The following is a 22,102-nucleotide window of genomic DNA, read 5'->3' as shown; positions in this document are numbered from 1 at the left end:
GTTCAGCCCGTCAGTTCGTTTCCGCGGCGTCGCCGGGGTCCTTGTAGATTTCGCTGTCGCGCCAGGCTTTCAGCCCGTGCTTGGCCAGCACGCTGATTGCGGCTACAGCAGGCAAGGCCAGCAATGCGCCCAGAATACCAAACAGCGTGCCACCGACCAGCAAGCCGGCCATGATCCACAGCGGATGCAAGCGCAACTGGTCCCCGATCAGGCGCGGCGCGAGGATGGCCGTTTCCAGCACTTGCGCCGTCCCATAGATGGCGATGACGGCGAGGATCGGCCAGATCGTGTCGAACTGGTTGGCCGCGACGATCAGCGCGAGCGAGAAGAAGATCAGATTGCCGACGACCGGAATGATCGCTGACAGCCCGGTCAGGATGCCGATGGCAACCGAATAGTTGAGCCCGATCAGGAACAGGCCGGCCGCGTGATAGACGGCCATGATGACGATGACAGCGGCCTGTCCCCGCATCCAGCGGGCGAGCTGGAGATTGGTCTCGCTGGCGATGTCCTTGATCTGGTCGGCGTAGCGGCGCGGCGGCAGCTTCTTCAGAGCCTCGGTGACACCCGGCCAGTCCTTGAGCAGGAAGAACAGCGCGACTGGTGTCAGGATGGCGAACATCAGCGCTGAAAGCACGCCCGAAATCGAACCCGCGATGCGGCCCGTCAGTGACGCCATGAGATTGCCGTCCTCGCCGCCGAGGAGCGCCGAAGGCGTCATGTCGGGCGGCTGCAGGCCGAAGCCTTCCGCCATCGTCCCAACTGACGCCGCGGCATTGTCGAGCAGGGTCGGCAGGCGCTCGATCAGGTCGGCACCTTCCAGGACGAGGATAGGCGTAATGGCCGCGATTGGCCCGGCGATAAAGATAATGGCCAGGACAGTGGCCAGGATTGCCCCCAGCCAGCGCGGCCAGTTCCACTCACACGTCTTGCGCACCAGGGGTTCGAGCAGCACGGCGAGAAATGCCCCGACCAGAAAGGGCAGGAGGACCGTTCCGGCGGTCCGCAAGAGCCAGAACAGCGCCAGCAGGACCAGCACGATCAGCACAAACCGGATATCGAGCGTGAGTTTCACCGAATGGGCCCCGTTATTGTCATGGCGGGGCTACCAATTCCGGCGGTCGCCCCTTGAATCATGTCCTGCGGGACACGATACACGTTTCACCTGTTCCTCGTGAAAGCCTTTTCGTGATGACCCGTTCCGAAAAAACTGCCCGCTATGCCGAGCTTGCCAAGGAGATCGCCTCGGTGATCGAGGGCGAAACCAGCCGCACGGCCCGATTCGCGACCGCCTCCTGCCTGCTGGCACAGGCGTTCGAGCCACGGTTTTTCTGGACCGGATTTTACGAAGTTGATCCGAACAAGCCCGATGAGCTGGTCGTCGGCCCCTACCAGGGCACGCTGGGGTGTTTGCGCATTCCGTTCGGCAAGGGTGTATGCGGCGCGGCGGCGGCCAGCGGCGAAACCCAGCTCGTCGCCGATGTCCATGCCTTTCCCGGCCACATCGCCTGCGACAGCCGCACGAATTCGGAAATCGTCGTGCCGGTCCGCGACGCCAATGGCGCGATTGTCGCGGTTCTCGATGTCGATTCCGAACAGCCTGCAGCCTTCGACACTGACGACCAGGCCGGGCTCGAAGCGATCTGCGAAATCCTGCTGACGGCGTGATCTGGACGGCCCGATCCCGCCCGGTATCTCCCGCTGTCGAAACCCGCAGGATCGACCTCTGTGGCCGCCCTGTTTCCTTCACGCTGAAGCGCAGCGCGCGGCGGCGCACCATTGCTTTCCAGGTCAGCGAGACGGGATTGACCGTCTTCGCCCCGATCCGAGCCAGCCTCGACCGTATCGAGCGGGCGATAACGGGGCGTCAGGACTGGATACTCGCGAAACTGGATGAATGGGCGGATCGCCCGCGCGCGCCGGTGGTCCGGTTCGAGACCGGCGACCGATTGATGTTTCGCGGACAGGAGCTGGCGCTCAAGGTCCAGGATCTGACCAAGGGGGTGCGGACCAAAATTGCCCACGACGCAGACAGGCTGATCGTTTCGGTCGACCCTGAGGCCGAAGGCAGCCTGCGAACCGCGGCCGTACGAGGCGCAGTCACGCGCTGGTACCGGCGCGCGGCCGAAACACATCTGTCTCCGCGCGTTCACGTCCATGCCGAGACGCTGGGAAAGCGCGTGCGCAAGGTCATGGTGCGCGACCAGAAGCGCCGCTGGGGCAGTTGCGACAGCGAGGGTGTCATCCGTCTCAACTGGCGGCTGATCATGATGGACGACGCCCTGTCCGACTATGTCTGCGCCCACGAGGCGGCGCACCTGGTCGAAGCCAACCATTCCCCGGCGTACTGGGCCGTGGTCGAGCGCCTCGTGCCGGACTGGAAGGCCCGCCGCAAGGCGCTCAACGAGGCGGGACGCAGCCTGCCGGTCTTCTAGCCGTCCTTCAGATGGCGGTCGAAGAAGTCCATGATTGTCTGCGTGCGGTGGCGCTGGCGTTCCTCGCCGCGAATACCGTGACGCTGGCCCGGATAGGTCATCATCTCGAACATCTCGCCGCGCCCCTGCAGTTCATGGAAAAGACGGGTGGAATGAGCGAAGACGACATTGTCGTCGGCCATGCCGTGCAGGATCAGGGTCGGACTCATGGGTCGGGCTCCGCTGGGACAGATTGGCGTGACGATAGCCGCGCCGCCGGGCCGGTCAAACCCCGGGATCAAGGACGTGACCGGTTCGCCATTTTCTGACCGGAATTCTGGCCTGTAATTTCGCGGCAGGTCATCCGTGGAACGCTGCGGCCGACTACCGGTTAACGGGAGGGCGGCGGTTTGGCGCGCCGATAATTTTGAAGGGTCAGGCAATGGGTTATGTGACACGCTCCAGTGCCGACGACGAAACCGTCGTCCGCAACATTCCGCTGCACTGGCTACACTATGCGGGCGGCCTGTTCTGGACGGTGCTGCTGGTCGCGGCGGCACCGTTCACGCTCGGCATCTCGCTCGTCTTCCTGCTCTTCGTGTGGATACCCATCCTCACAATCGAGCGCGCCGTCACGACCCACCGCATCGTGTTCAAGAAGGGCTTTTTCAACATCTCGTCCGACGAGATGCAGCTTGCCGCCGTTGAAACAGTCGAGTTCGAGCAATCCTTCCTGGGGCAGATCCTTGGCTATGCGACGATCAAGGTGACGGGCCGGGGCGTATCCAATCTCGACCTGAAAATGGTGCCCGACCCCTATGACGTGAAGAAGGCCATCGAGCGCGCCGAGCGGGACGACGACTAGCCTTACCCGCACACACCGCTTGCCGGACTGGCCTTGGCTCCGTTATACGCCGCGCCAACGCACTCGCTCCTTAAAACGAACGGAATTTTTAGCGCCATGGCCGCCTATCAATACGTCTATCACATGGACAAGCTCTCGAAGACGCATCCCGGTGCGTCCAAGCCGGTCTTCGAGAACATCTCGCTGCACTTCCTGCCCGACGCCAAGATCGGTGTCGTCGGTGTCAACGGCGCGGGCAAGTCCACGCTGCTGAAGATCATGGCCGGCTATGACAAGGATTTCGCCGGCGAGGCCTGGGCGGAGAAGGGCGTGCGCGTCGGTTACCTGCCGCAGGAGCCCCAGCTCGACCCCGAAAAGACGGTCTGGGAAAATGTCATTGAAGGCTCGGCCCTCAAACAGAAGATGGACGAGTACACCGCTGTCTCCATGCAGCTCGCCGAGGATTATTCCGACGAGCTGATGGAGAAAATGAACACGCTTCAGGAAGAGATCGACGCGGCCAACGCCTGGGACATCGATTCCAAGATCGAGATGGCGATGGACGCGCTACGCTGCCCGCCGGGCGACTGGGACGTGACCAAGCTGTCGGGCGGTGAAGTGCGCCGCGTGGCGCTGTGCCGCCTGCTCCTGTCCGAGCCACACATGCTGCTGCTCGACGAACCGACCAACCACCTCGACGCGGAATCGGTCGCCTGGCTCCAGCACCATCTGGAGAATTTCCCCGGTGCCATCCTGGTCGTGACCCACGACCGTTACTTCCTCGACACCATCACGACCTGGACGCTTGAACTCGATCGCGGCCGTGGCGTCCCCTACGAGGGCAATTACTCGTCCTGGCTGGAGCAAAAGCAGAAGCGCATGCTCCAGGAGAGCCGGGAAAAGAGCGCCAAGGACCGCGCGCTCGCCCGCGAACTCGAATGGATCCGCTCCTCGCCCAAGGCGCGCCAGGCCAAGTCGAAAGCGCGGATCAAGTCCTACGAGGAAATGCGCGACGCCGCCGAGCTGCGTGAAGTGTCCGGCGCGACGATCCGCATCCCGCCGGGCCCGCGCCTGGGCGGTGTGGTGCTCGAAGTCGAAAACCTGAGGAAGGGCTTCGGCGACAAGCTCCTGATCGAGGACCTGTCGTTCAAATTGCCGCCGGGCGGCATTGTCGGCGTGATCGGTCCGAACGGGGCGGGTAAGTCGACCCTGTTCCGCATGATCATCGGTCAGGACACGCCCGACGAGGGCACGCTGCGCCTCGGCGAGACGGTCAAGCTGGGTTATGTCGACCAGTCGCGCAACGCGCTCGATCCGAAGAAAACCGTCTGGGAGGAAATCTCCGGCGGTCACGACATGATCGATCTCGGCGGCAAGGAAGTCCCGAGCCGGGCCTATACCGGCGCGTTCAACTTCAAGGGCGGCGACCAGCAAAAGAAGGTCGGCCTCCTCTCCGGCGGTGAACGCAACCGCGTCCACCTCGCCAAGATGCTCAAGGAGGGCGGCAACCTCCTCCTCCTCGACGAACCGACCAACGATCTCGACGTGGAAACCCTGTCCGCGCTCGAAGCCGCGCTGGAAGATTTCCCGGGCTGCGCCGTGGTCATCTCGCACGACCGCTTCTTCCTCGACCGGATCGCCACCCACATTCTCGCCTTTGAAGGCGACAGCCATGTGGAATGGTTCGAGGGCTCGTTCTCGGACTATCTGGAAGACAAGAAACGCCGTCTCGGCGACGACGCGGACATCCCGCACCGGATCAAGTTCCAGAAGTTCAAGCGGTAGTCGGCACGCACTGCGCCTAGTTCCCGTTCGCGGCGTCCAGCTGCGCGTCGGCATGAGCGCGGGTATCGCTCGCCTGTTGCATGATGTGGGCGGCTTCGTGACGCTCGTCTTCTCTCAGTGAGCGGTCATTACGCATCCGTCCGGCATTCTGGGTGACCAGGTGGGCATTGCCGCGCAGATTGGTGAAGCATTGCGCGTTCACCGGTTCCGCCGCGCGGCTGTCGAGACCGGTTTGGAGCAGGCTGTCGCAGAAATCGCGCTGTTCCAGCGTCTGGTGGTTCAGCGTGCCGAGTTCAGAAAGGCTCGCCCGCCCCACGATCTCGTAGTCGAAGCGCATCGCGGCCAGATCGGCGGTTTCGGCCTGGGGGCTACCCTCACCGGCGCTGCGCTGTACGCGGGGGCCGCCATCACCATCGCCATCGCCGCCGCCGGCACCACTACCGCCATTGCCGTCACCACCCCCGGGACCACCGCCCGGACTGCCCGGCGCGCCGGGTGTCATGGGCGGGGTCTCCTCATGAGTTGCCCCCCGGCACATCGCCGCCCGCGCATCGCCCTGCGGCGCATAGTCTGACCCCAGTGCCCGGCATTCCGCCGGTGTATAGGTGCCGTCGATCCAGGCTCCTTCGGTGACGTGACAGCAGCGGCGTTCGCCGTCCTGGGCCGATGCCGGCCCGGTGAGCAGAAAGATGGCCGTTCCGGCCAGAAGCATGGTGCGCATGGCATGTCCTCCCCTTCTGAGGGGCAGGATAGCAAATCTGCGGCTGATCGCCCATTGCGCATGCGCCTGCCTTGCCTTTCAGGCAAATAATCATATAACAATATCTTTATATCTGATGATTGCGCCGGATGCCGCCGTGGAACCGCTTGTTGCCCAACTGAAAGCCCTCGCCGAACCGACGCGCCTGCGCATCGCGGTGCTGTTGTCGCGCGGCGAGCTGACGGTGTCCGAACTGGTCCAGATCCTGGGACAAAGCCAGCCGCGCGTGAGCCGGCATTTGAAGCTGCTGTCGGACGCCGGACTGGCGGTGCGGTTGCCGCAGGGCTCGTTCGTCTATTACAGGCTGGCCGATTCCGGTCCGGGCAAGCGCCTCGCGCGCGTTATCGGCGAACTGGCACCCCCAGAAGACCCTGTCCTGCGCCGCGATGTCGATCGGCTCGAGAGTGTCAAGGAAGCACGTGCCGTCGCTGCCCAGGCCTATTTCGATCGCGCCTCGGCCGACTGGGAAAAAATCCGCTCCCTGCAATTCTCCGAAGCCGAGGTCGAGGCCGCGATGCGCGCCGCCACGGGCGAGGGGCCGTTCGAACTGATGATCGATGTCGGGGTTGGCACAGGCCGCATCCTCGAAGTCTTTGCTGATCGCGTGAAGCGAGGAGTGGGCGTTGATATCAACCACGCCATGCTCAATCTCGCCCGGCTTAACCTGGAACGCGCGGGCATGTCCCATGGCTCGGTCCGCCAGGCCGACGTCACGGCTTTGCCGTTCGAGGACGGGGCGGCCGATCTCGTGACCGTGCACCAGGTGCTGCACTATCTCGACGACCCGGCTGCCGCCATTACCGAGTGCGCGCGCGTGCTGAAGCCCGGCGGCGTTCTGCTGATTGTCGATTTCGCGCCGCACCAGCTGGAATTCCTGAAGACCGAGCATGCCCATTTGCGGCTGGGATTTTCCGACAACGAGATCACCGATTGGGTGGAAGAGGCCGGGCTGGGCCTTGCCCGCCGTACGGCGCTTCACCCGGAAGAGAAGACTGAAAAACTTACCGTGAAAATCTGGGCGGCGCGCAAGGACAAGCGCCCGATCAAATCAGAAGGGCGGCGCTTTGGCGCACGTGCGGCATCATGAAACGCTATGCATCCGCAACCGAGGCCTTGAAGGCCAACGGTTCGCCCTCCGTCTCTTTCGAATTCTTCCCGCCCAAAAGCGACGCCATGGAGGAAAGGCTGTGGGATGCCGTGACGCGGCTGGAGCCCTATGGCCCGGCCTTCGTGTCAGTGACCTATGGCGCGGGCGGCTCGACGCGAGAACGTACGCACAGGACCGTGCGCCGGATCGCAAGCGAGACGCGGCTCAATGCCGCCGCGCACCTGACCTGCGTCGGGGCAACCAAGGCCGAACTCGACGCGGTCATCGATGAGTACGCTGCCGTCGGCGTGAAGCATATCGTCGCCCTGCGCGGCGACTCGCCTGATGGGGCGGGCGCGCCTTACGCCAGCCATCCGGGCGGCTATGAGTCGACACCGGAGCTGGTCGCCGCCATTCGCCGCCGGGGCGATTTCGACGTCTCGGTCGGCTGTTATCCCGAATGCCATCCCGACAGCCCGGACCTTGGCCACGATATCGATGTACTGAAAGCCAAGGCCGATGCCGGGGCAACGCGCGCCATCACGCAATTCTTCTTCGACCCCGACGTATTCTTCCGGTTTCGCGACCGGGCCGTCGCGGCGGGCATTACCATCCCGATAATTCCCGGCCTGATGCTGCAGTCCAATTTCGAGGGGCTGAAGCGCATGTCCGGCCTGTGCAAGGCATCGATACCGGCTGAATTGCATGATCTCTATGACGGCCTGGAAAACGACGCCGAGGCCCGCGATCTCGTGACCGCAAACGTGGCGGCCAAGCTCGCCCGCAAGCTCGCGCAAGGCGGCGTGGAGCACTTTCATTTCTACACGCTGAATCGGGCCGGACTGGCCATTTCGACCTGCCGCCTGCTCGGCGTCAAAGCCGCGGCTATCGCGGCCTGAGGGACATTCATGACACGCAGTGAACGCATAGGGGCGCTTCGGGCGGCGGCCCGGGACCGCATCGTCATTCTCGATGGTCCCAAGGGAACTGAAATCCAGGGCCTCAACCTGTCAGAAGCCGATTTCCGGGGAGACCGGTTCGCGACCCACAATCAGGACGTGAAGGGTGACAACGACATCCTCAATCTGACCCGGCCGGACGCGGTTGCGGACATCCATCGCGACTATGCGCGCGCCGGTGCCGAAATCATGTCCACCAACACGTTCAACGCCAATGCGATCAGCCAGGAAGACTACGGCCTGTCCGCGCACGCTTACGATATCAATCGGGCGGGGGCAGAAATCGCTCGGCAAGTGGCCGATGAATTCTCCGAGCCAGGCAAGCCGCGCTGGGTTGCCGGTGCGATGGGCCCGACCAGCCGAACCCTATCTCTATCGCCGGATGTGAACCGGCCCGAATTCCGCGCTGCGACATTCGACGAGATGGTGGCGATGTACACCGAAACCGCGCGCGGCCTCGTCGATGGCGGAGCAGATTATCTGCTGATCGAGACCGTGTTCGACACGCTCAATGCCAAGGCCGCCATTGCGGCCGTCCGCGACCTTGAGGCCGAAACCGGTGAGACCATTCCGATGGCGCTGTCGATGACGGTCGTGGACATGTCGGGACGGAATTTGTCGGGGCAGACCGTCGAGGCATTCTGGAATTCGGTCCGCCATGCCAATCCGCTCAGCGTGGGGCTGAATTGTGCGCTGGGGGCCGAACAGATGCGGCCCTATGCCGCCGCGCTGTCGCGGGTCGCCGACACGCTGGTCCATGTCTATCCCAATGCCGGCCTGCCCAATGATCTCGGCGGCTATGATGAAACGCCTGAAACCACGTCGGGCCATCTCGGCGAATGGGCGAAATCGGGCCTGTTCAACATTGTCGGCGGCTGTTGCGGTACGACGCCGAACCACATCGCCGCGATTGCCGCGGCTGTGAAGGGGCAACGGGTACGCACAATCCCGCAGCGCCCGCGCTCCATGCGTCTGTCGGGCCTCGAACCGTTCGAGCTGGCGTCATGAACGGGTCGAGTTCCGCCTTCGTCAATATCGGCGAGCGCACTAACGTCACCGGTTCGGCGCGCTTCAAGAAGCTGATCATGGCTGGCGATTATGCCGAGGCGCTCTCGGTTGCGCGCCAGCAGGTCGAGAACGGCGCGCAGATCATCGACGTCAACATGGACGAGGGCCTGCTCGATTCCGTGGAGGCGATGACCCATTTCCTTAACCTGATCGCTACCGAGCCGGACATCGCGCGCGTGCCGATCATGATCGACTCCTCGAAATGGGAGGTAATCGAGGCCGGGCTGAAGTGCGTGCAGGGCAAGGCCATCGTCAATTCGATCAGCATGAAGGAAGGCGAGGAAGCCTTCCTCGAACAGGCACGGCGCATCGCCCGTTATGGCGCGGCGGTCGTGGTCATGGCGTTCGACACCGAAGGCCAGGCCGAGACGGCGGACCGCAAATTCGCCATCTGCAAGCGCGCCTACGAGCTTTTGACAACCAAGGCCGGCATCGCGCCCGAAGACATCATCTTCGATCCGAACGTGTTCGCGGTCGCGACCGGGATTGCGGAACACGACGACTATGGCCGCGCCTTTATCGAGGCAACGCGGCGGATCAAGACCGAACTGCCCGGTGCCCATGTCTCGGGCGGCATTTCGAACCTGTCCTTCTCCTTCCGGGGTAATGAGACCGTGCGCCGGGCCATGCACTCGGTCTTCCTCTACCACGCCATCGAGGCGGGCATGGACATGGCCATCGTCAATGCCGGCCAGCTCGACATCTATGACGATATCGAACCGGTGCTGCGCGAGGCGGTCGAAGACGTCATCCTCAACCGCAAGCCCGGCGCGTCCGAACGCCTGCTGGAGATCGCCGAGAGCTATCGTGACTCTGGCGAACGCGAGGAAAAGGCCGCCGCCGAATGGCGCAGCTGGCCGGTGGAGAAACGTCTCGAACACGCGCTGGTTCACGGCATCACCGATCATATCGACGCCGATACCGAAGCCGCACTTGCCAAACTCGACGATCCGCTCGGCGTGATCGAAGGCCCGCTGATGGACGGCATGAATGTCGTCGGCGATCTCTTCGGATCAGGCCGCATGTTCCTGCCCCAGGTGGTAAAATCCGCCCGCGTGATGAAGAAGGCCGTGGCCTGGCTGCTGCCGCACCTTGAAGAGCAGAAGCGCCAGAAGGGGATCGCCGGGAAGTCCAACGGCAAGGTCGTGATGGCCACCGTGAAGGGCGATGTCCACGACATCGGCAAGAACATCGTTGGCGTGGTGCTGCAGTGTAACGGCTACGAAATCGTCGATCTCGGCGTCATGGTGCCCTGCGAGACGATCCTGAAGACCGCCATCGACGAAAAGGCAGACATCATCGGCCTCTCCGGCCTGATCACCCCCTCGCTCGACGAGATGGTCTATGTCGCCAGCGAAATGGAAAGGCTCGGCTTTGACCGCCCGCTGCTGATCGGCGGGGCAACGACGAGCGCGGTGCATACCGCGGTGAAAATCGAGCCCGCGTATTCGAAAGGCCCCGTTCTGCATGTGAACGATGCCAGCCGCGCCGTCGGGGTTGTCTCAAAACTTCTCTCTGATACCGGCCGCGACGATTTCCTGCAGGGCTATCGCGACGACTACACAAAAATCCGCGAGATCCGGGCGCGCAACCAGGCCGCCAAGTCCCGTGTGCCCCTCAGTGCCGCGCGCGAGATGGCCTTCCGGCCCGACTGGAACGGCTATGTCCCGCCGCGCCCGTCCTTCACTGGGGCGAAGGCGGTTGAGGCCAACGTCGCCGACCTCGTCCCCTATATCGACTGGACGCCCTTCTTTGCGAGCTGGGAGCTGAAGGGCCGCTATCCGCAGATCCTCGAGGACGAGGCACGCGGGGAAGCCGCACGCGCCCTCTTCAAGGACGCACAGGACATGCTGGAACGCATCGTCGCCGAGGACTGGCTGCACCCCAGGGGCGTCGCCGGTTTCTGGCCCGCCAACGCCGTCGGTGACGACATCGCGATCTGGCAGAATGACAACCGCTCTGAACAGGCTGCGACCTTCTTCACCCTGCGCCAGCAGATGGAGAAGACGAACGACAAGGCCCAGTTTGCGCTCGCTGATTTCGTTGCGCCGGATGCACCGGACTGGATTGGCGGCTTCTGTGTGACAGCGGGCGAAAACCCCGATCTCATGGCGCGGTTCAAGGCGGCTCATGACGATTATTCGGGCATTCTGTTCTCCGCGCTGTCCGACCGCCTGGCCGAAGCCTTTGCGGAGTATCTGCACGAGAAAGTGCGCCGGGAATTCTGGGGTTATGCGCCAGACGAGGCGCTCGACCAGGAAGCGCGCATCGCGGAGAAATATCGCGGCATTCGCCCGGCACCGGGCTATCCGGCCCAGCCCGACCATACCGAGAAACGCACGCTCTTTGCTTTGCTTGACGCCGAAAAGCATACCGGCGTCAGCCTGACCGAGAGCCTGGCGATGACGCCCGCGTCTTCGGTGTCGGGCCTCTATCTCTCGCATCCGGACAGCGTCTATTTCGCGGTCGGCCGCATCGCGCGCGACCAGGTCGAGGACTATGCGGCCCGCAAGGGGTGGACGCTGGCGGAAGCAGAAAAGGCGCTCGCGCCGATCCTCGGATATGATCCGGGGACCGGCACGCAGGACGCGGCCTGACGGGTCAGAAGCGGCCCGACTGGTAGTCCATCATCGCCTGGCGGACTTCGCCTTCGGTATTCATGACGAAGGGCCCGCCCTTGGCGACCGGCTCGCGCAATTGCTTGCCGGCGATCAGCAACAGCGAGGCGCCGTCAGGACCGGCCTCGATTCGCGTGGTCTCACCCTCGCCAAGAATGCCGAGCATGCCTTTTGAGACCGTGCCGGGCTCTTCCGAACCGGTCCGGGGCAGGATAACCGAGCCGGCGAAAACGGCCAGAATGGCCGAGTGGCCGGCCGGAAGTGCCTCCTCGAACACACCGCCGGGCTCCAGCGCCACTTCGGCGAAGAAGGGCTGGACGGTGATTCTCCGCACGGGGCCTTCCACACCGCGAGACGTCTTGCCCGCGACGATGCGGGCCTTCGCGCCGCTGTCCGGACGGTCATCGACCGGGATCTCGTCCGGGTCGAATTCCTGGTAACCGGCAGGCTTCATCTTCTCGGCGCGCGGCAGGTTGATCCACAGCTGGAAGCCGGACATCAGGCCTTCTTCCTGCTCAGGCATTTCCGAATGGATGATCCCGCCGGCAGCGGTCATCCATTGCACACCACCCGGCTCGATCACGCCTTCATGGCCCTTGTTGTCCTTATGGCGCATCCGGCCCGCGACCATGTAGGTCACGGTCTCGAACCCGCGGTGAGGGTGGGCCGGGAACCCGGCGATGTAGTCGCCCGGATTATCGGAATGGAAATGGTCGAGCATCAGGAAGGGGTCGATCATCGGCAGCTGGTGCGTGCCGATCATCCGGCGCATCCGGACGCCCGCACCGTCGGTCGCGGCGGTGCCGGTCGTGGTGTGGACCAAGGGTCTGATCTTGGGCATGGGAACCTCCTTTGTTGCCGCCAATATGGGATCGGACTCGCCCGGTATCAGATACTCGGCACGATAAAGCGTCTTTCCGCCCGGGCGATAATCGAGTTGACGGGCCGAAGTCCGGCTGACGGCACGGGCATCCCGCGCTAAGATCACCCCCGATTCTGGAAATGGGAAAGGGCCGGGGCCATGAAAGCGTTTTATCTGACGATGACGGGCCTGGCGGCCGGTCTCCTTCTTGCCGCATGCGATGCGGGCGTCAGCGGCGACACGTCCGCGCCGGACACGGCCACCGAGTCAGAGACCAGTGCCGGGACAGAAGAGACCAGTGCCGGGACGGAATCAGGAGGCGGCGAGCCCGCGATCGACGCGGCTGCGGAGCAACCCGAAGAACTTGAAGACCGAACCTATGCGGCGGAGAACGAACTCGCGGGGTATTATATCCCGGCGACTGAAGTCGGGCTGGGGCCGGTCATGCTCGACCACGTCTTTGTGGGCATGGAATTCGAGTTCGCGGAGTATTTCGCCGGCGTGGAGGGGGCGTTTTCGCCGCTGATCCTGGTCTTCGAGGACCGGTCGAGCCCGACCGGCGTCGGCGAATTGGGCAATACCTACTACGAGGTCACCCACGTCTTCGAGCCCAGCCACTATGCTGTCACCGACCAGACGCTCGCCTTTTGGGGCCAGCATGACGTGCTGGGCCAGATTTCCTTTGAGGGCGAGTTCGACGCGGCCCAGGTCGCCGAAATGCAGAATGGCTATCCGGAAAATGCCCGGAGTGCTCTGACGGGTACGTTCATGATCGGCGAGCAGACATTCGAGAATGTCAGCTTCCAGGGCTGGCTGGGCGATTGACGCGCCGTGGCCGGGAAACCGCGCGAACCCTTCCTGATCGGATGGCGGGAATGGGCCGGCTTGCCCGAGCTCTGCGATGTCCCGGTCAAGGCCAAGATCGATACCGGCGCGCGGACTTCGGCCATTCACGCCTGGAACATCAACCGGTTTGAGAAGGACGGCGCGCCTTGGGTGTCGTTCGAACTGCATCCTGTCCAGAAAGACAACCGCACCCGTATTGCCTGTACGGCACCGATCCACGATGTCCGCGAGGTCCGCAGTTCCGACGGTGCGACACAGACCCGGATCGTGATACGTACACGCCTGAAACTCGGTGGCCGCTCCTGGCCGATCGAATTGACACTGGCCCGACGCGACCAGATGGGATTTCGCATGCTGATCGGGCGCACCGCGCTGAAGCGCCGCGTGCTGATCGATCCTGCGAAATCCTTCTTGTGCGGCCGGGCTGACCGAAACTGAAATCCGGAAGGACTGACCCGATGCGTCTTCTGATGCTCGCCCGCAATGCCGGTCTCTACTCGCACCAGCGCCTGGTGGAGGCCGCCGAACAGCGCGGCCACGAGATTGATGTCTACGACACGCTGCGCATGTATATGAACATCACCTCCCACCGGCCGGAAGTTCGCTATCAGGGGCGGGTCCTCGACGGATATGACGCGATTATCCCGCGTATCGGGGCGTCGATCACCGGTTATGGCATGGCGGTGGTGCGCCAGTTCGAGATGATGGGGGTCTGGTCGGTCAACGAGTCCGTCGCCATCGGCCGGTCACGCGACAAGCTGCGCTCGCTGCAGCTCCTGGCCCGCGCCGGGATCGGCTTGCCGGTCACGGCCTTCGCTCACGACACGCGCATGACCGACGACGTGCTCGACATCGTCGGTGGCGAGCCTGTGGTGATCAAGCTGCTGGAAGGCACCCAAGGCGTCGGCGTGGTGTTGTCGGAAACCCGCCGGTCAGCGAAATCCGTGATCGAGGCCTTCCGGGGTGCCAAGGTCGATATCCTGGTCCAGGAATTCATCAAGGAAGCCGGCGGAGCCGACATCCGCACCATCGTCGTGGGCGGCAAGGTGATCGCTGCGATGAAGCGCCAGGGCGGTGAGGGCGAATTCCGCTCCAACCTGCATCGCGGCGGCGCGGCAACAAAGATCAAGATCACCCCGGAGGAACGCTCCACAGCGATCCGCGCGGCCAAGGTGATGGGGCTCAATGTCGCTGGTGTCGATTTGCTGCGCGCCAATCACGGCCCGGTGGTGATGGAGGTCAACTCCTCGCCGGGCCTCGAAGGCATCGAAGAAACCACCGGCATCGACGTCGCCGGCCAGATCATCGACTTCATCGAGAAGAACTACGCGACCAGCAAGACCAAAACCAAAGGGCGCGGATGACGCGGCCTGACTTCCTTATCGCCCGCAAGGCCGTCGCGCCGGGTGAACGGCGTATCGTCGACATCCCGGTCTCGGTCCTGTCTGACCACACGCCGATGGCCCTGTCCGCTCACGTCATCCACGGGCGCAAGGACGGGCCGACCGCTTTCATCTCCGCCGCCGTCCATGGTGACGAGATCATCGGCGTGGAGATCATCCGGCGGCTGATCAACACGCCGCAGATGAAGTCGGTGCGCGGGACGCTGATCTGCGTTCCGATCGTGAATACGTTCGGCTTCATCAACCACACCCGCTATCTGCCTGACCGCCGCGATCTGAACCGCAGCTTCCCCGGGGCCTCGACCGGCTCGCTGGCCGCGCGGCTGGCGCGGCTGTTCATGAAGGAAATCGTCTCGCGCAGTGATATCGGCATCGACCTTCACTCGGCGGCCGAGCACCGGACCAACCTCCCGCAATTGCGCATCGACGCCGGCTCGAAGCGGGTCCGTGAATTGGCCGAAGCCTTCGCGCCGCCGGTCATCGTCCAGTCGAAGTTGCGCGACGGGTCGCTGCGTCTCGCAGCGCGGGAAATGGGCAAGGACGTGCTCGTCTACGAGGCGGGCGAAGCACTGCGCTTCGACGAGGCCGCCATCCGCCTCGGCGTGAAGGGGACGCTGCGTGTCCTGCACCATGTCGGCATGGTCGGCAGCGCCAAGGGGCTGACCACGACAATCCGGCCACTTTTGTCCAAACGTTCGGGTTGGGAACGCGCGCCCATGGGCGGGCTCTTGCGCGCCTGGAAAGCTGCCGGCGGGCTCGTGGAGAAGGGCGAGGTCATCGCCGCCATCGCCGACCCGCTGGGCGAGAAGGAAGAAGAGGTCCGCGCCTCCATGTCCGGACTCGTGATCGGCCGGACGGTCCTGCCCGTCGTCAACGAGGGCGATGCGCTCTTCCATATCGCGGAAATCAGCCGGACGCCGAAGACCGATCCGCTGGTCCGTATCGGTGAGGAAACCGAAGGCGACCCGCTCTTCGACGAGGACGAGATTCTGTAGCGAGAGAAATTCACAAATCCTCCGCCAAACTAAGCTGCATTCGAATCGACACCATTAGTTTTAAATTTTTGGTCTGTAATTGTTCGCTTAGCGGAAAGGAAAATATAGGGCCTCGGTCGCGCCGAAGTGCCGTTTACTCGCACGATTGATCCATTCAGCTGTATACGATCATTGTCCATCAGCTCCCGTATCATCATCGCCATTGTTCGGTTGACATATCCGATATGCGTACCCGCTGCCTGAACGCGAACCGCATTTGGATCGTATCTGTTTTTGTCGTCTTTTCGAAATTCGATATGCGCTCCGATGAACCGCTCAGCACTCATATTAGTTGCCGCCGAATGACGGTAGCCGACTACTTCGAGCATCAGTTCGAATGGCGCATCTTGGGCGCGTATCACGGGCACAAAGGAAAACCCGTCGCTTGGCAAGCGTCCAGACGAATACCCCAGTAACGTCATTGTAGAGTATTGTCGCGTAGCGGGCAGCTTGAAAGACTCTAGATATTTCCAGTAATCATCGCGTTCCTTTGGTGGTAACCGTCGAGCAAAAGTATTAACTACGCCTGTAGTATACACTTGGCTTTTTTTGAAATCAAAGGCGGGGTATCCAATAAACCCATGTTTAGAAGCCTCACGAAAATCGTCGCTTTCAGCTTCATATTTCAGCTTTACACCAGCCGCTTCTCTCGTAATCGTCGCAACGTGATAGTGGCTTCGGTGTTTCGGGTCCGCAGACTGCCAAACCAGCTTCAGCGAATCCCAGTCAATGACGTTTTTGATGTCATTCATATCGACGTCACCAATTTCTGTATCCTGTCACGCCTTTCGCCAACCAACGAAAGGATGACGGCACACCGCTTTTCAGAGAACGGCGTCGGTGTCTCTATCGAGCATAAAAGTGATAGATTTGTGGCTAATTCGCTCATGGAAAAGTTAATGACACCCCGTACACATTCCGCAAGCTTGGGATCGCTTCTGAGAAGGTGCTCAATCATCTGGATGTGCCCAGCTCGCTCGTTATCTTGACGGTTGAGCTTCATTTGGTGACGGCCCCGATCAATATAACGTGCCCGAAAAGTTGCATCGTCGAATTTTCCTAAACGCTCGTCACCATACTCATACACGAGCGCCGTTCCATTATCGAAGGCCGGGGAAAACTTCGCCGTAGCTACTTCGGGGTCCATCCCTTTCCATAATACCCCCCAATTCGATTGATGACGGTCAACATTCCCAATCAGAGCGTCAAACACTAAGACTTTCATCCAGTGGCAGTACCCATCCACCAAATTAAAACTTCGCTCCAGCAATTGGGTCAATAAAAATATATCTCTAATGTTGTGGTCTTTTCCTTTATCAAGGTCATAATCCTTATTGATTTTAATCATATACTGGTCGCCAGAAATGTAGCGAATTTCTTCGTAAACTTCCTTTGGGGGGTTGCCAAACACTGATCTGTAGAGCCTTTTCCACAAATTGTCGCTCTCACCCGACCGATCGCTGGTCGGAAAATCATGACGCAGATTTGGCCCATAAAACCATTGTATAAGTGCACCTTCAGACCCAGTTTTGTGGTTTATAGCCGGGTAGGCTGGTGGCACGTCAACGCCCATAAGCTTACCAATTTCAAAGGCAACCACCTCCCCCCAGAACTGAACGGGAAATGATGAGCGGGATTTTTTGAAAAGATATCGGTGCTCGGGAATAATCAATTCGGAAAGTGGGTTTGGCGGGCTGATTAGCGCAGACTTTGCACGAGACCCCTCAGGATAAACCGCAAACTCGTCATCAGCGGACCATTCAGAGACATCGAATAGCGCGGGGGGAGCTATGACTTGCTTCATCACCAAACAGTAGGACACCGATTCATAAAACCGAAGCCACATTTAGATGGCGGCGAGTTCGACGAGTGCGGGGTAGTCTTCGGCGTGTGTTTTTCGATCCTATTGACCTGATGCGTGGCATATAGAACACCAACGCCGTCGAACAACTTCTCAATAGCTTCTCGAGTTTTACCGAATCGGGCGCGTCCGTTCAGCTAATTACATATACTCCAATAAAGGCCGCCCGCGGATTGGGGATCGCGGGCGGCCCGTTCGGAGGTCCGGGCCTGGGACTGGGGAAGGGGCCCGGAACTTGATCTGGCCGGTTCTACATCGCCGGCATGATCACGCTATCGATGACGTGAATGACGCCATTGGATGCATCGACGTCCGCAGAAATGACCGAAGCGCCATCAACCATGACACCGCCCATGGTCGCGTCGATGTCCACCGTGTTGCCATTGACCGTGGCAACGGAGAGCGACTGACCGGCCAGATCCGCCGCGAAATACTCACCCGGAACAACGTGATAGGTCAGGATCGCAATCAGCTGGTCGCGGTTTTCTTCCAGCAGCAGATCATTGATCGCGTCTTCGCCGAGCGCGGCAAATGCTTCGTCAGTCGGGGCGAAGACGGTGAAGGGGCCATCGCCGCGCAGCGTCTCGACCAGACCGGCGGCCTGAACGGCTGCGACCAGGGTGTTGAACGATCCGGCATTAACCGCGGTATCCACGATATCGGCCTGCATCGGTGCCTCATGAGACGATGAACCATGATGGTCCTTGACGTAATCGCCGGCGAAGGCGGGGGCGGAGAGGGCAGCGGCGATAGCGGCGGTGGCAAGAAGGCGGGGCATGTGTACGCTCCTGTTTCGTTTCTGTCGCCCGGGCCACCGGAGGGTGGACCGGACAGGGGGAGGGCGAGACCCCCTCATGGGATCTCACCGGGCCAGTACGGACCTGCCCGCAAACCGGATTTGAGAATTAAACATCATTAATTCTGGGGGTTAGGTGCTGGACGTCCACCCAATTCGCCCTAAGAGGCGCGCCCGAACCCGCCACCCCCGGGAGTCTCGATTTCGATGGCGTCGCCCGCCTCGACTTCAATCGAGAACAGGCCGGGGAGGTCTTCAACCATCCCGTCAGCACCGATCCGCCGCTGCTGGCCGGACTGGGCGTCACCGCCGCCATCAAGGCCAAACGGGACTTCCTGCCTGCGCGAGGACAGGAGCGAGACCGTCATGGGTTCGAGGAAAGTCATCCGCCGCGTTGCCCCATCCCCTCCCGGCCATCGTCCCGCACCGCCGGATTCCTGCCGCACACGGTGATGGTCCAGCCGGACCGGGAAGCGGCGCTCGAGCACTTCCGGGTCGGTCATGCGCGAATTCGTCATATGGGTGTGGATTGCCGAGAGGCCGGCAAAACCGTGGCCCTCCGCATCGACGCCCGCGCCCGATCCGCCGCAGATCGTCTCGTAATACTGGTGACGCGCATTGCCGAAGGTCAGATTATTCATCGTGCCCTGTGCCGGGGCCATCCGGCCGGTCGCGGCGAACAGCGCATCGACAACCAGCTGGCTGGTTTCCACATTGCCCGCGACTACGGCTGCGGGCGGCACCGGATTGAGGAAACATCCCTCCGGGATCACGAGGTCGATGGGTTTGAGGCAACCTTCATTGAGTGGGATGTCCCCGCCGACGAGGCAGCGGAAAACATAGAGGACGGCGGCGCGGGCCACGCTCGACGGTGCGTTGAAATTGCTGTCCCGCTGGGCATTGGTCCCGGTGAAATCGACGGTCGCGGACCTTGTGTCCCGATCCACGCGGATTGCGACCTTCACCGCGGCGCCATCATCGATCCGGACCTCGGCCTCACCATCCTCCAGCGCGTCGATTACCCGGCGCACGGCGCGTTCGGCATTGTCCTGGACATGGCCCATATAAGCGCGCACGACATCCAGCCCGTGATCGGCGACCATGCGTTTCAGCTCCGCCGCCCCGCGCGCGCAGGCAGCGAGCTGGGCCTTCATGTCGGCGACATTCTGGTCCGGGTTGCGGGCCGGCCAGCGTCCCGAATTCAAGACCGCACGAACCTCGGTATCGAGAAAGCGGCCGTTCTCCAGCACCTTGATGTTGCGGAAGAGGACGCCTTCCTCGTCGATGGTTTTCGAAAACGGCGGCATCGAGCCGGGCGCAATGCCGCCAACATCCGCATGGTGACCGCGCGCGGCGACATAGAAGAGGCGCTCGCCCGCGCTGTCATGGACGGGCGTTACGATGGTGATGTCCGGCAGGTGGGTCCCGCCGTCATAGGGGGCATTGACCGCCACCGCGTCACCGGGGCCCAGATCGGGGTTGGCCGCCGCCGCCGAGCGCACGCTTGCCGACATCGAGCCCAGGTGGACCGGCATGTGCGGCGCATTGGCGACCAGTCCGCCCTCGGCGTCAAAAACCGCGCAGGAAAAATCGAGCCGCTCCTTGATATTGACCGAATGCGCGGTGCGTTCCAGCGCCGCGCCCATCTGTTCGGCCACCGCCATGAAACGCTTGTTGAAAAGCTCCAGCCGGATCGGGTCGGCCTCGGTCGTCGTCGCCTCAGTAGGCCCGGTGCTTTGCCGGGTCAGTTCCAGCGTCCCGCAGGGCAGGCGTTTCGCATGCCACCCGTGTTCCACGACTATGGTGGAATTCGGTTCGAGAATGATCGCCGGACCGACCGTACTCGCGCCAGTTCCGAAATCCTCGAGCCGGTAGACCGGCGTCTCGCGCCACTGACCTTTATCGAACACGCGCGCCTGAGACACCGGCTGCGGATCACCTTCGCGGGTTGGCAGATCGAGATGCCAGTTCCCCGCGCCCGGCGGGTCGGCTACCGCTTCGGCCGCGACGGATTCAACGATGATCCGCGCACTCTCGGGGCGAAAGCCGAAGAGTTGTTCATGCGCGGCCTGGAAAGCCTCACGCATCGCTGACGGTTCCTGTTCGGCGACGGGCAAGGCGGTATCCGAACCGTCAACCTTCAGCCGGTATTCGCGCCGCACGCGGATATCGGTGTCCGCAATGCCCTGCGCCGTGAGTGAAGTGCGCGCTTCACGTTCCAGTCGGTCAAGCGTCCGCACAGCGTCCGCGTTGTCCTCACCAAAGGCCAGTTCGACCGCGGCCTCCCGCGTTTCGCGCAGTTCAGCGAGGCCGATCCCGAGCGCGGACAAGAGCCCCGCCATCGGGTGCAGCAGCACGGTCTTCAAGCCGAGCGCCTCGGCAACCCGGCAGCCATGTTGTCCACCGGCTCCTCCGAAGGCAGACAAGGCATATTGTCCCGGATCCACGCCTTGGCTGGTCGAGATGTGCTTGATGGCCTGGGCCATGTTCTCGATGGCGACAGCGAGGAACCCTTCGGCTGCCGCTTCCGCGCTATCAAGCCCCATGTCTCCGGCTAGCGACGCGAGTGCCTTCCGGCTGGCGTCCGCATCGAGGGGCGATTGTCCGTCCGTGCCGAAGACCTTGGGGAAGCCGTCCGGTTGAATCCGCCCGAGCACGATGTTGGCGTCGGTCACCGCGGCCGGGCCGCCCCGGCCATAGCCCGCCGGGCCGGGCATCGCGCCGGCACTGTCCGGGCCGACGCGGGCGCGTTCACCATCAAAGCTGAGGATCGACCCACCGCCCGCAGCAACCGTATGGACCGCCATCATCGGGGCGCGCAGGCGCTGGCCTGCGATCCGCGCTTCACTGACCCGTTCATACTGTTCGCCATCAAAGCGCGAGACGTCGGTGGACGTGCCGCCCATGTCAAAGCCGATGACTTTCGGGTGGCCCGCGGTGGCAGCGGTGCGGGCCATGCCGACCACGCCGCCCGCCGGGCCGGACAGGACGGCGTCGCGCGCAGCGAACTGATCGGCCGAGGCGAGGCCTCCGGACGACTGCATGAAGTAGAGCGGCGCGCCATCGAGTCGCGCCGCCACACGCCCGGCATAGTCCTTCAGAACCGGCGTCAAATAGGCGTCGAGGACCGTTGTGGAGGCACGTGGCACGATCTTCACCAGCGGGCTGGCGACACTGGAGAGGATGATCGTCTCAAACCCGGCGTCGCGTGCCAGTGCGGCGAGGCGCTGTTCATGCGCCGGGTTGGCATAGGCATGCATCAGAGCGATAGCGATGGTGGCGCAGCCGTCCTTGCGGGCGTCTGCAAACCCCGCACGCGCGGCGTTCTCATCGAGTGGACGGACAACGCTGCCCGACGCGTCGAGCCGTTCGTCGATCTCCAGCACGCGGTGGTGCAGCGGCGCGGGCCGGTCGATCTTCATCGCGAAGATATCGGGCCGGGTCTGATCCCCGATGACCAGCAGGTCTGCAAAGCCTTCTGTAACCGCGAAGAGGGTCTTTTCGCCCTTGCGCTCCAGCAGCGCGTTGGTCGCGACTGTTGTGCCCATCTTCACCGCCGCAATCCGCTCTGCCGGGATCGGCTCGCCGGGCTTCAGGTCCAGGAAGCGGCGGATGCCTTCCGAGGCTGCGTCGGCATAGTCCGGGCTTTCCGACAGCAGCTTTTTCGCCGTGACACGGCCGTCCGGCGCACGGGCGATCACGTCGGTAAACGTGCCTCCCCGATCGATCCAGAATTCCCAATCTCCGCTCACGACTCGCGCTTGC

At 62.6% G+C, this 22,102-nt stretch carries 18 protein-coding genes and 1 pseudogene; 11 read left to right on the top strand and 8 right to left on the bottom strand.

Annotated elements, in window-relative coordinates:
• Nucleotides 1–10: 10 nt before the first annotated feature.
• Complete coding sequence (locus tag V0U35_RS05280; RefSeq protein WP_330195627.1) at nt 11–1,075, bottom strand: AI-2E family transporter; 1,065 nt, start codon at nt 1,073–1,075, stop codon at nt 11–13.
• 116 nt (nt 1,076–1,191) lie between these two features.
• Between V0U35_RS05280 and msrC the strand changes: the two genes are divergently transcribed.
• Both msrC and V0U35_RS05270 read left to right on the top strand, forming a co-directional pair.
• Entirely contained in the window at nt 1,192–1,668 is a 477-nt protein-coding gene (gene msrC, locus V0U35_RS05275; protein WP_330195626.1) for a free L-methionine (R)-S-oxide reductase MsrC, read from the top strand.
• Nucleotides 1,665–2,435, top strand: coding sequence for a M48 family metallopeptidase (locus tag V0U35_RS05270; protein ID WP_330195625.1), 771 nt, complete (start codon nt 1,665–1,667; stop codon nt 2,433–2,435). The genes msrC and V0U35_RS05270 overlap by 4 nt, the downstream gene beginning before the upstream one ends.
• Here V0U35_RS05270 and V0U35_RS05265 read toward each other — a convergent pair.
• Entirely contained in the window at nt 2,432–2,644 is a 213-nt protein-coding gene (locus tag V0U35_RS05265) for a prolyl oligopeptidase family serine peptidase (RefSeq protein WP_330195624.1), read from the bottom strand. The two genes, V0U35_RS05270 and V0U35_RS05265, sit on opposite strands and share 4 nt — an antisense overlap.
• A 212-nt stretch (nt 2,645–2,856) precedes the next feature.
• Here V0U35_RS05265 and V0U35_RS05260 point away from each other — a divergent pair, with 212 nt between their 5' ends.
• Nucleotides 2,857–3,279: a PH domain-containing protein gene (locus V0U35_RS05260; RefSeq protein ID WP_330195623.1), complete on the top strand. Its 423-nt coding sequence runs from the start codon at nt 2,857–2,859 to the stop codon at nt 3,277–3,279.
• Between the two features lie 96 nt (nt 3,280–3,375).
• Nucleotides 3,376–5,043 carry an energy-dependent translational throttle protein EttA gene (gene ettA, locus V0U35_RS05255; RefSeq protein WP_330195622.1) on the top strand — a complete coding sequence of 556 codons (1,668 nt, stop codon included), beginning with the start codon at nt 3,376–3,378 and terminating at the stop codon, nt 5,041–5,043.
• A 16-nt stretch (nt 5,044–5,059) separates the two neighbouring features.
• Here ettA and V0U35_RS05250 read toward each other — a convergent pair whose 3' ends face one another.
• Nucleotides 5,060–5,764 (bottom strand): hypothetical protein, encoded by a 705-nt coding sequence (locus V0U35_RS05250; RefSeq protein WP_330195621.1) that lies wholly within the window; start codon nt 5,762–5,764, stop codon nt 5,060–5,062.
• Nucleotides 5,765–5,900: 136 nt separating this feature from the next.
• On the opposite strand from V0U35_RS05250, the gene V0U35_RS05245 reads away from it, so the two are divergent.
• The 3 genes and pseudogenes from V0U35_RS05245 to metH all read left to right on the top strand — a co-directional run bounded on the left by V0U35_RS05245 (nt 5,901) and on the right by metH (nt 11,514).
• Nucleotides 5,901–6,890 carry a metalloregulator ArsR/SmtB family transcription factor gene (locus tag V0U35_RS05245; RefSeq protein WP_330195620.1) on the top strand — a complete coding sequence of 330 codons (990 nt, stop codon included), beginning with the start codon at nt 5,901–5,903 and terminating at the stop codon, nt 6,888–6,890.
• On the top strand, nt 6,887–7,789 hold the full coding sequence (gene metF / locus V0U35_RS05240) for a methylenetetrahydrofolate reductase [NAD(P)H] (RefSeq protein WP_330195619.1): 903 nt from the start codon (nt 6,887–6,889) through the stop codon (nt 7,787–7,789). Before V0U35_RS05245 ends, metF begins: the two co-directional genes overlap by 4 nt.
• Before the next feature lie 9 nt (nt 7,790–7,798).
• A pseudogene (metH, locus tag V0U35_RS05230) lies at nt 7,799–11,514 on the top strand (methionine synthase).
• Nucleotides 11,515–11,518: 4 nt separating this feature from the next.
• On the opposite strand, the gene V0U35_RS05225 reads toward metH, so the two are convergent.
• Entirely contained in the window at nt 11,519–12,376 is an 858-nt protein-coding gene (locus V0U35_RS05225) for a pirin family protein (protein WP_330195616.1), read from the bottom strand.
• Nucleotides 12,377–12,556: 180 nt separating this feature from the next.
• Here V0U35_RS05225 and V0U35_RS05220 point away from each other — a divergent pair, with 180 nt between their 5' ends.
• From V0U35_RS05220 to V0U35_RS05205, 4 genes are read left to right on the top strand one after another with little or no spacing between them, the layout of a single operon-like run.
• A complete protein-coding gene (locus tag V0U35_RS05220; protein WP_330195615.1) occupies nt 12,557–13,222 on the top strand; it encodes a hypothetical protein in 666 nt (221 codons plus the stop codon).
• A gap of 6 nt (nt 13,223–13,228) precedes the next feature.
• Complete coding sequence (locus tag V0U35_RS05215; protein ID WP_330195614.1) at nt 13,229–13,681, top strand: ATP-dependent zinc protease family protein; 453 nt, start codon at nt 13,229–13,231, stop codon at nt 13,679–13,681.
• 20 nt (nt 13,682–13,701) lie between these two features.
• Nucleotides 13,702–14,607 carry a 30S ribosomal protein S6--L-glutamate ligase gene (rimK, locus tag V0U35_RS05210; RefSeq protein WP_330195613.1) on the top strand — a complete coding sequence of 302 codons (906 nt, stop codon included), beginning with the start codon at nt 13,702–13,704 and terminating at the stop codon, nt 14,605–14,607.
• Nucleotides 14,604–15,641: a succinylglutamate desuccinylase/aspartoacylase family protein gene (locus V0U35_RS05205; protein ID WP_330195612.1), complete on the top strand. Its 1,038-nt coding sequence runs from the start codon at nt 14,604–14,606 to the stop codon at nt 15,639–15,641. Before rimK ends, V0U35_RS05205 begins: the two co-directional genes overlap by 4 nt.
• 29 nt (nt 15,642–15,670) lie before the next feature.
• Here V0U35_RS05205 and V0U35_RS05200 read toward each other — a convergent pair whose 3' ends face one another.
• The 4 genes from V0U35_RS05200 to V0U35_RS05185 form a co-directional block, all read right to left on the bottom strand.
• Nucleotides 15,671–16,432, bottom strand: coding sequence for an HIRAN domain-containing protein (locus tag V0U35_RS05200; RefSeq protein WP_330195611.1), 762 nt, complete (start codon nt 16,430–16,432; stop codon nt 15,671–15,673).
• The gene (locus V0U35_RS05195) at nt 16,429–17,487 is read right to left on the bottom strand and encodes a HipA domain-containing protein (RefSeq protein WP_330195610.1); all 1,059 of its coding nucleotides are present in this window, start codon (nt 17,485–17,487) and stop codon (nt 16,429–16,431) included. The genes V0U35_RS05200 and V0U35_RS05195 overlap by 4 nt, the downstream gene beginning before the upstream one ends.
• Before the next feature lie 304 nt (nt 17,488–17,791).
• Complete coding sequence (locus tag V0U35_RS05190) at nt 17,792–18,319, bottom strand: fasciclin domain-containing protein (RefSeq protein ID WP_330195609.1); 528 nt, start codon at nt 18,317–18,319, stop codon at nt 17,792–17,794.
• A gap of 179 nt (nt 18,320–18,498) precedes the next feature.
• Nucleotides 18,499–22,089, bottom strand: coding sequence for a hydantoinase B/oxoprolinase family protein (locus tag V0U35_RS05185; protein ID WP_330195607.1), 3,591 nt, complete (start codon nt 22,087–22,089; stop codon nt 18,499–18,501).
• Nucleotides 22,090–22,102 lie beyond the last annotated feature (13 nt).

The sequence above is a fragment of the Hyphobacterium marinum genome, assembly GCF_036330325.1.
Classification (GTDB): Bacteria; Pseudomonadota; Alphaproteobacteria; order Caulobacterales; family Maricaulaceae; genus Hyphobacterium; species Hyphobacterium marinum.
Note: the sequence above shows the minus strand (reverse complement) of the source record. Positions and strands in the feature narration are given on the sequence as shown.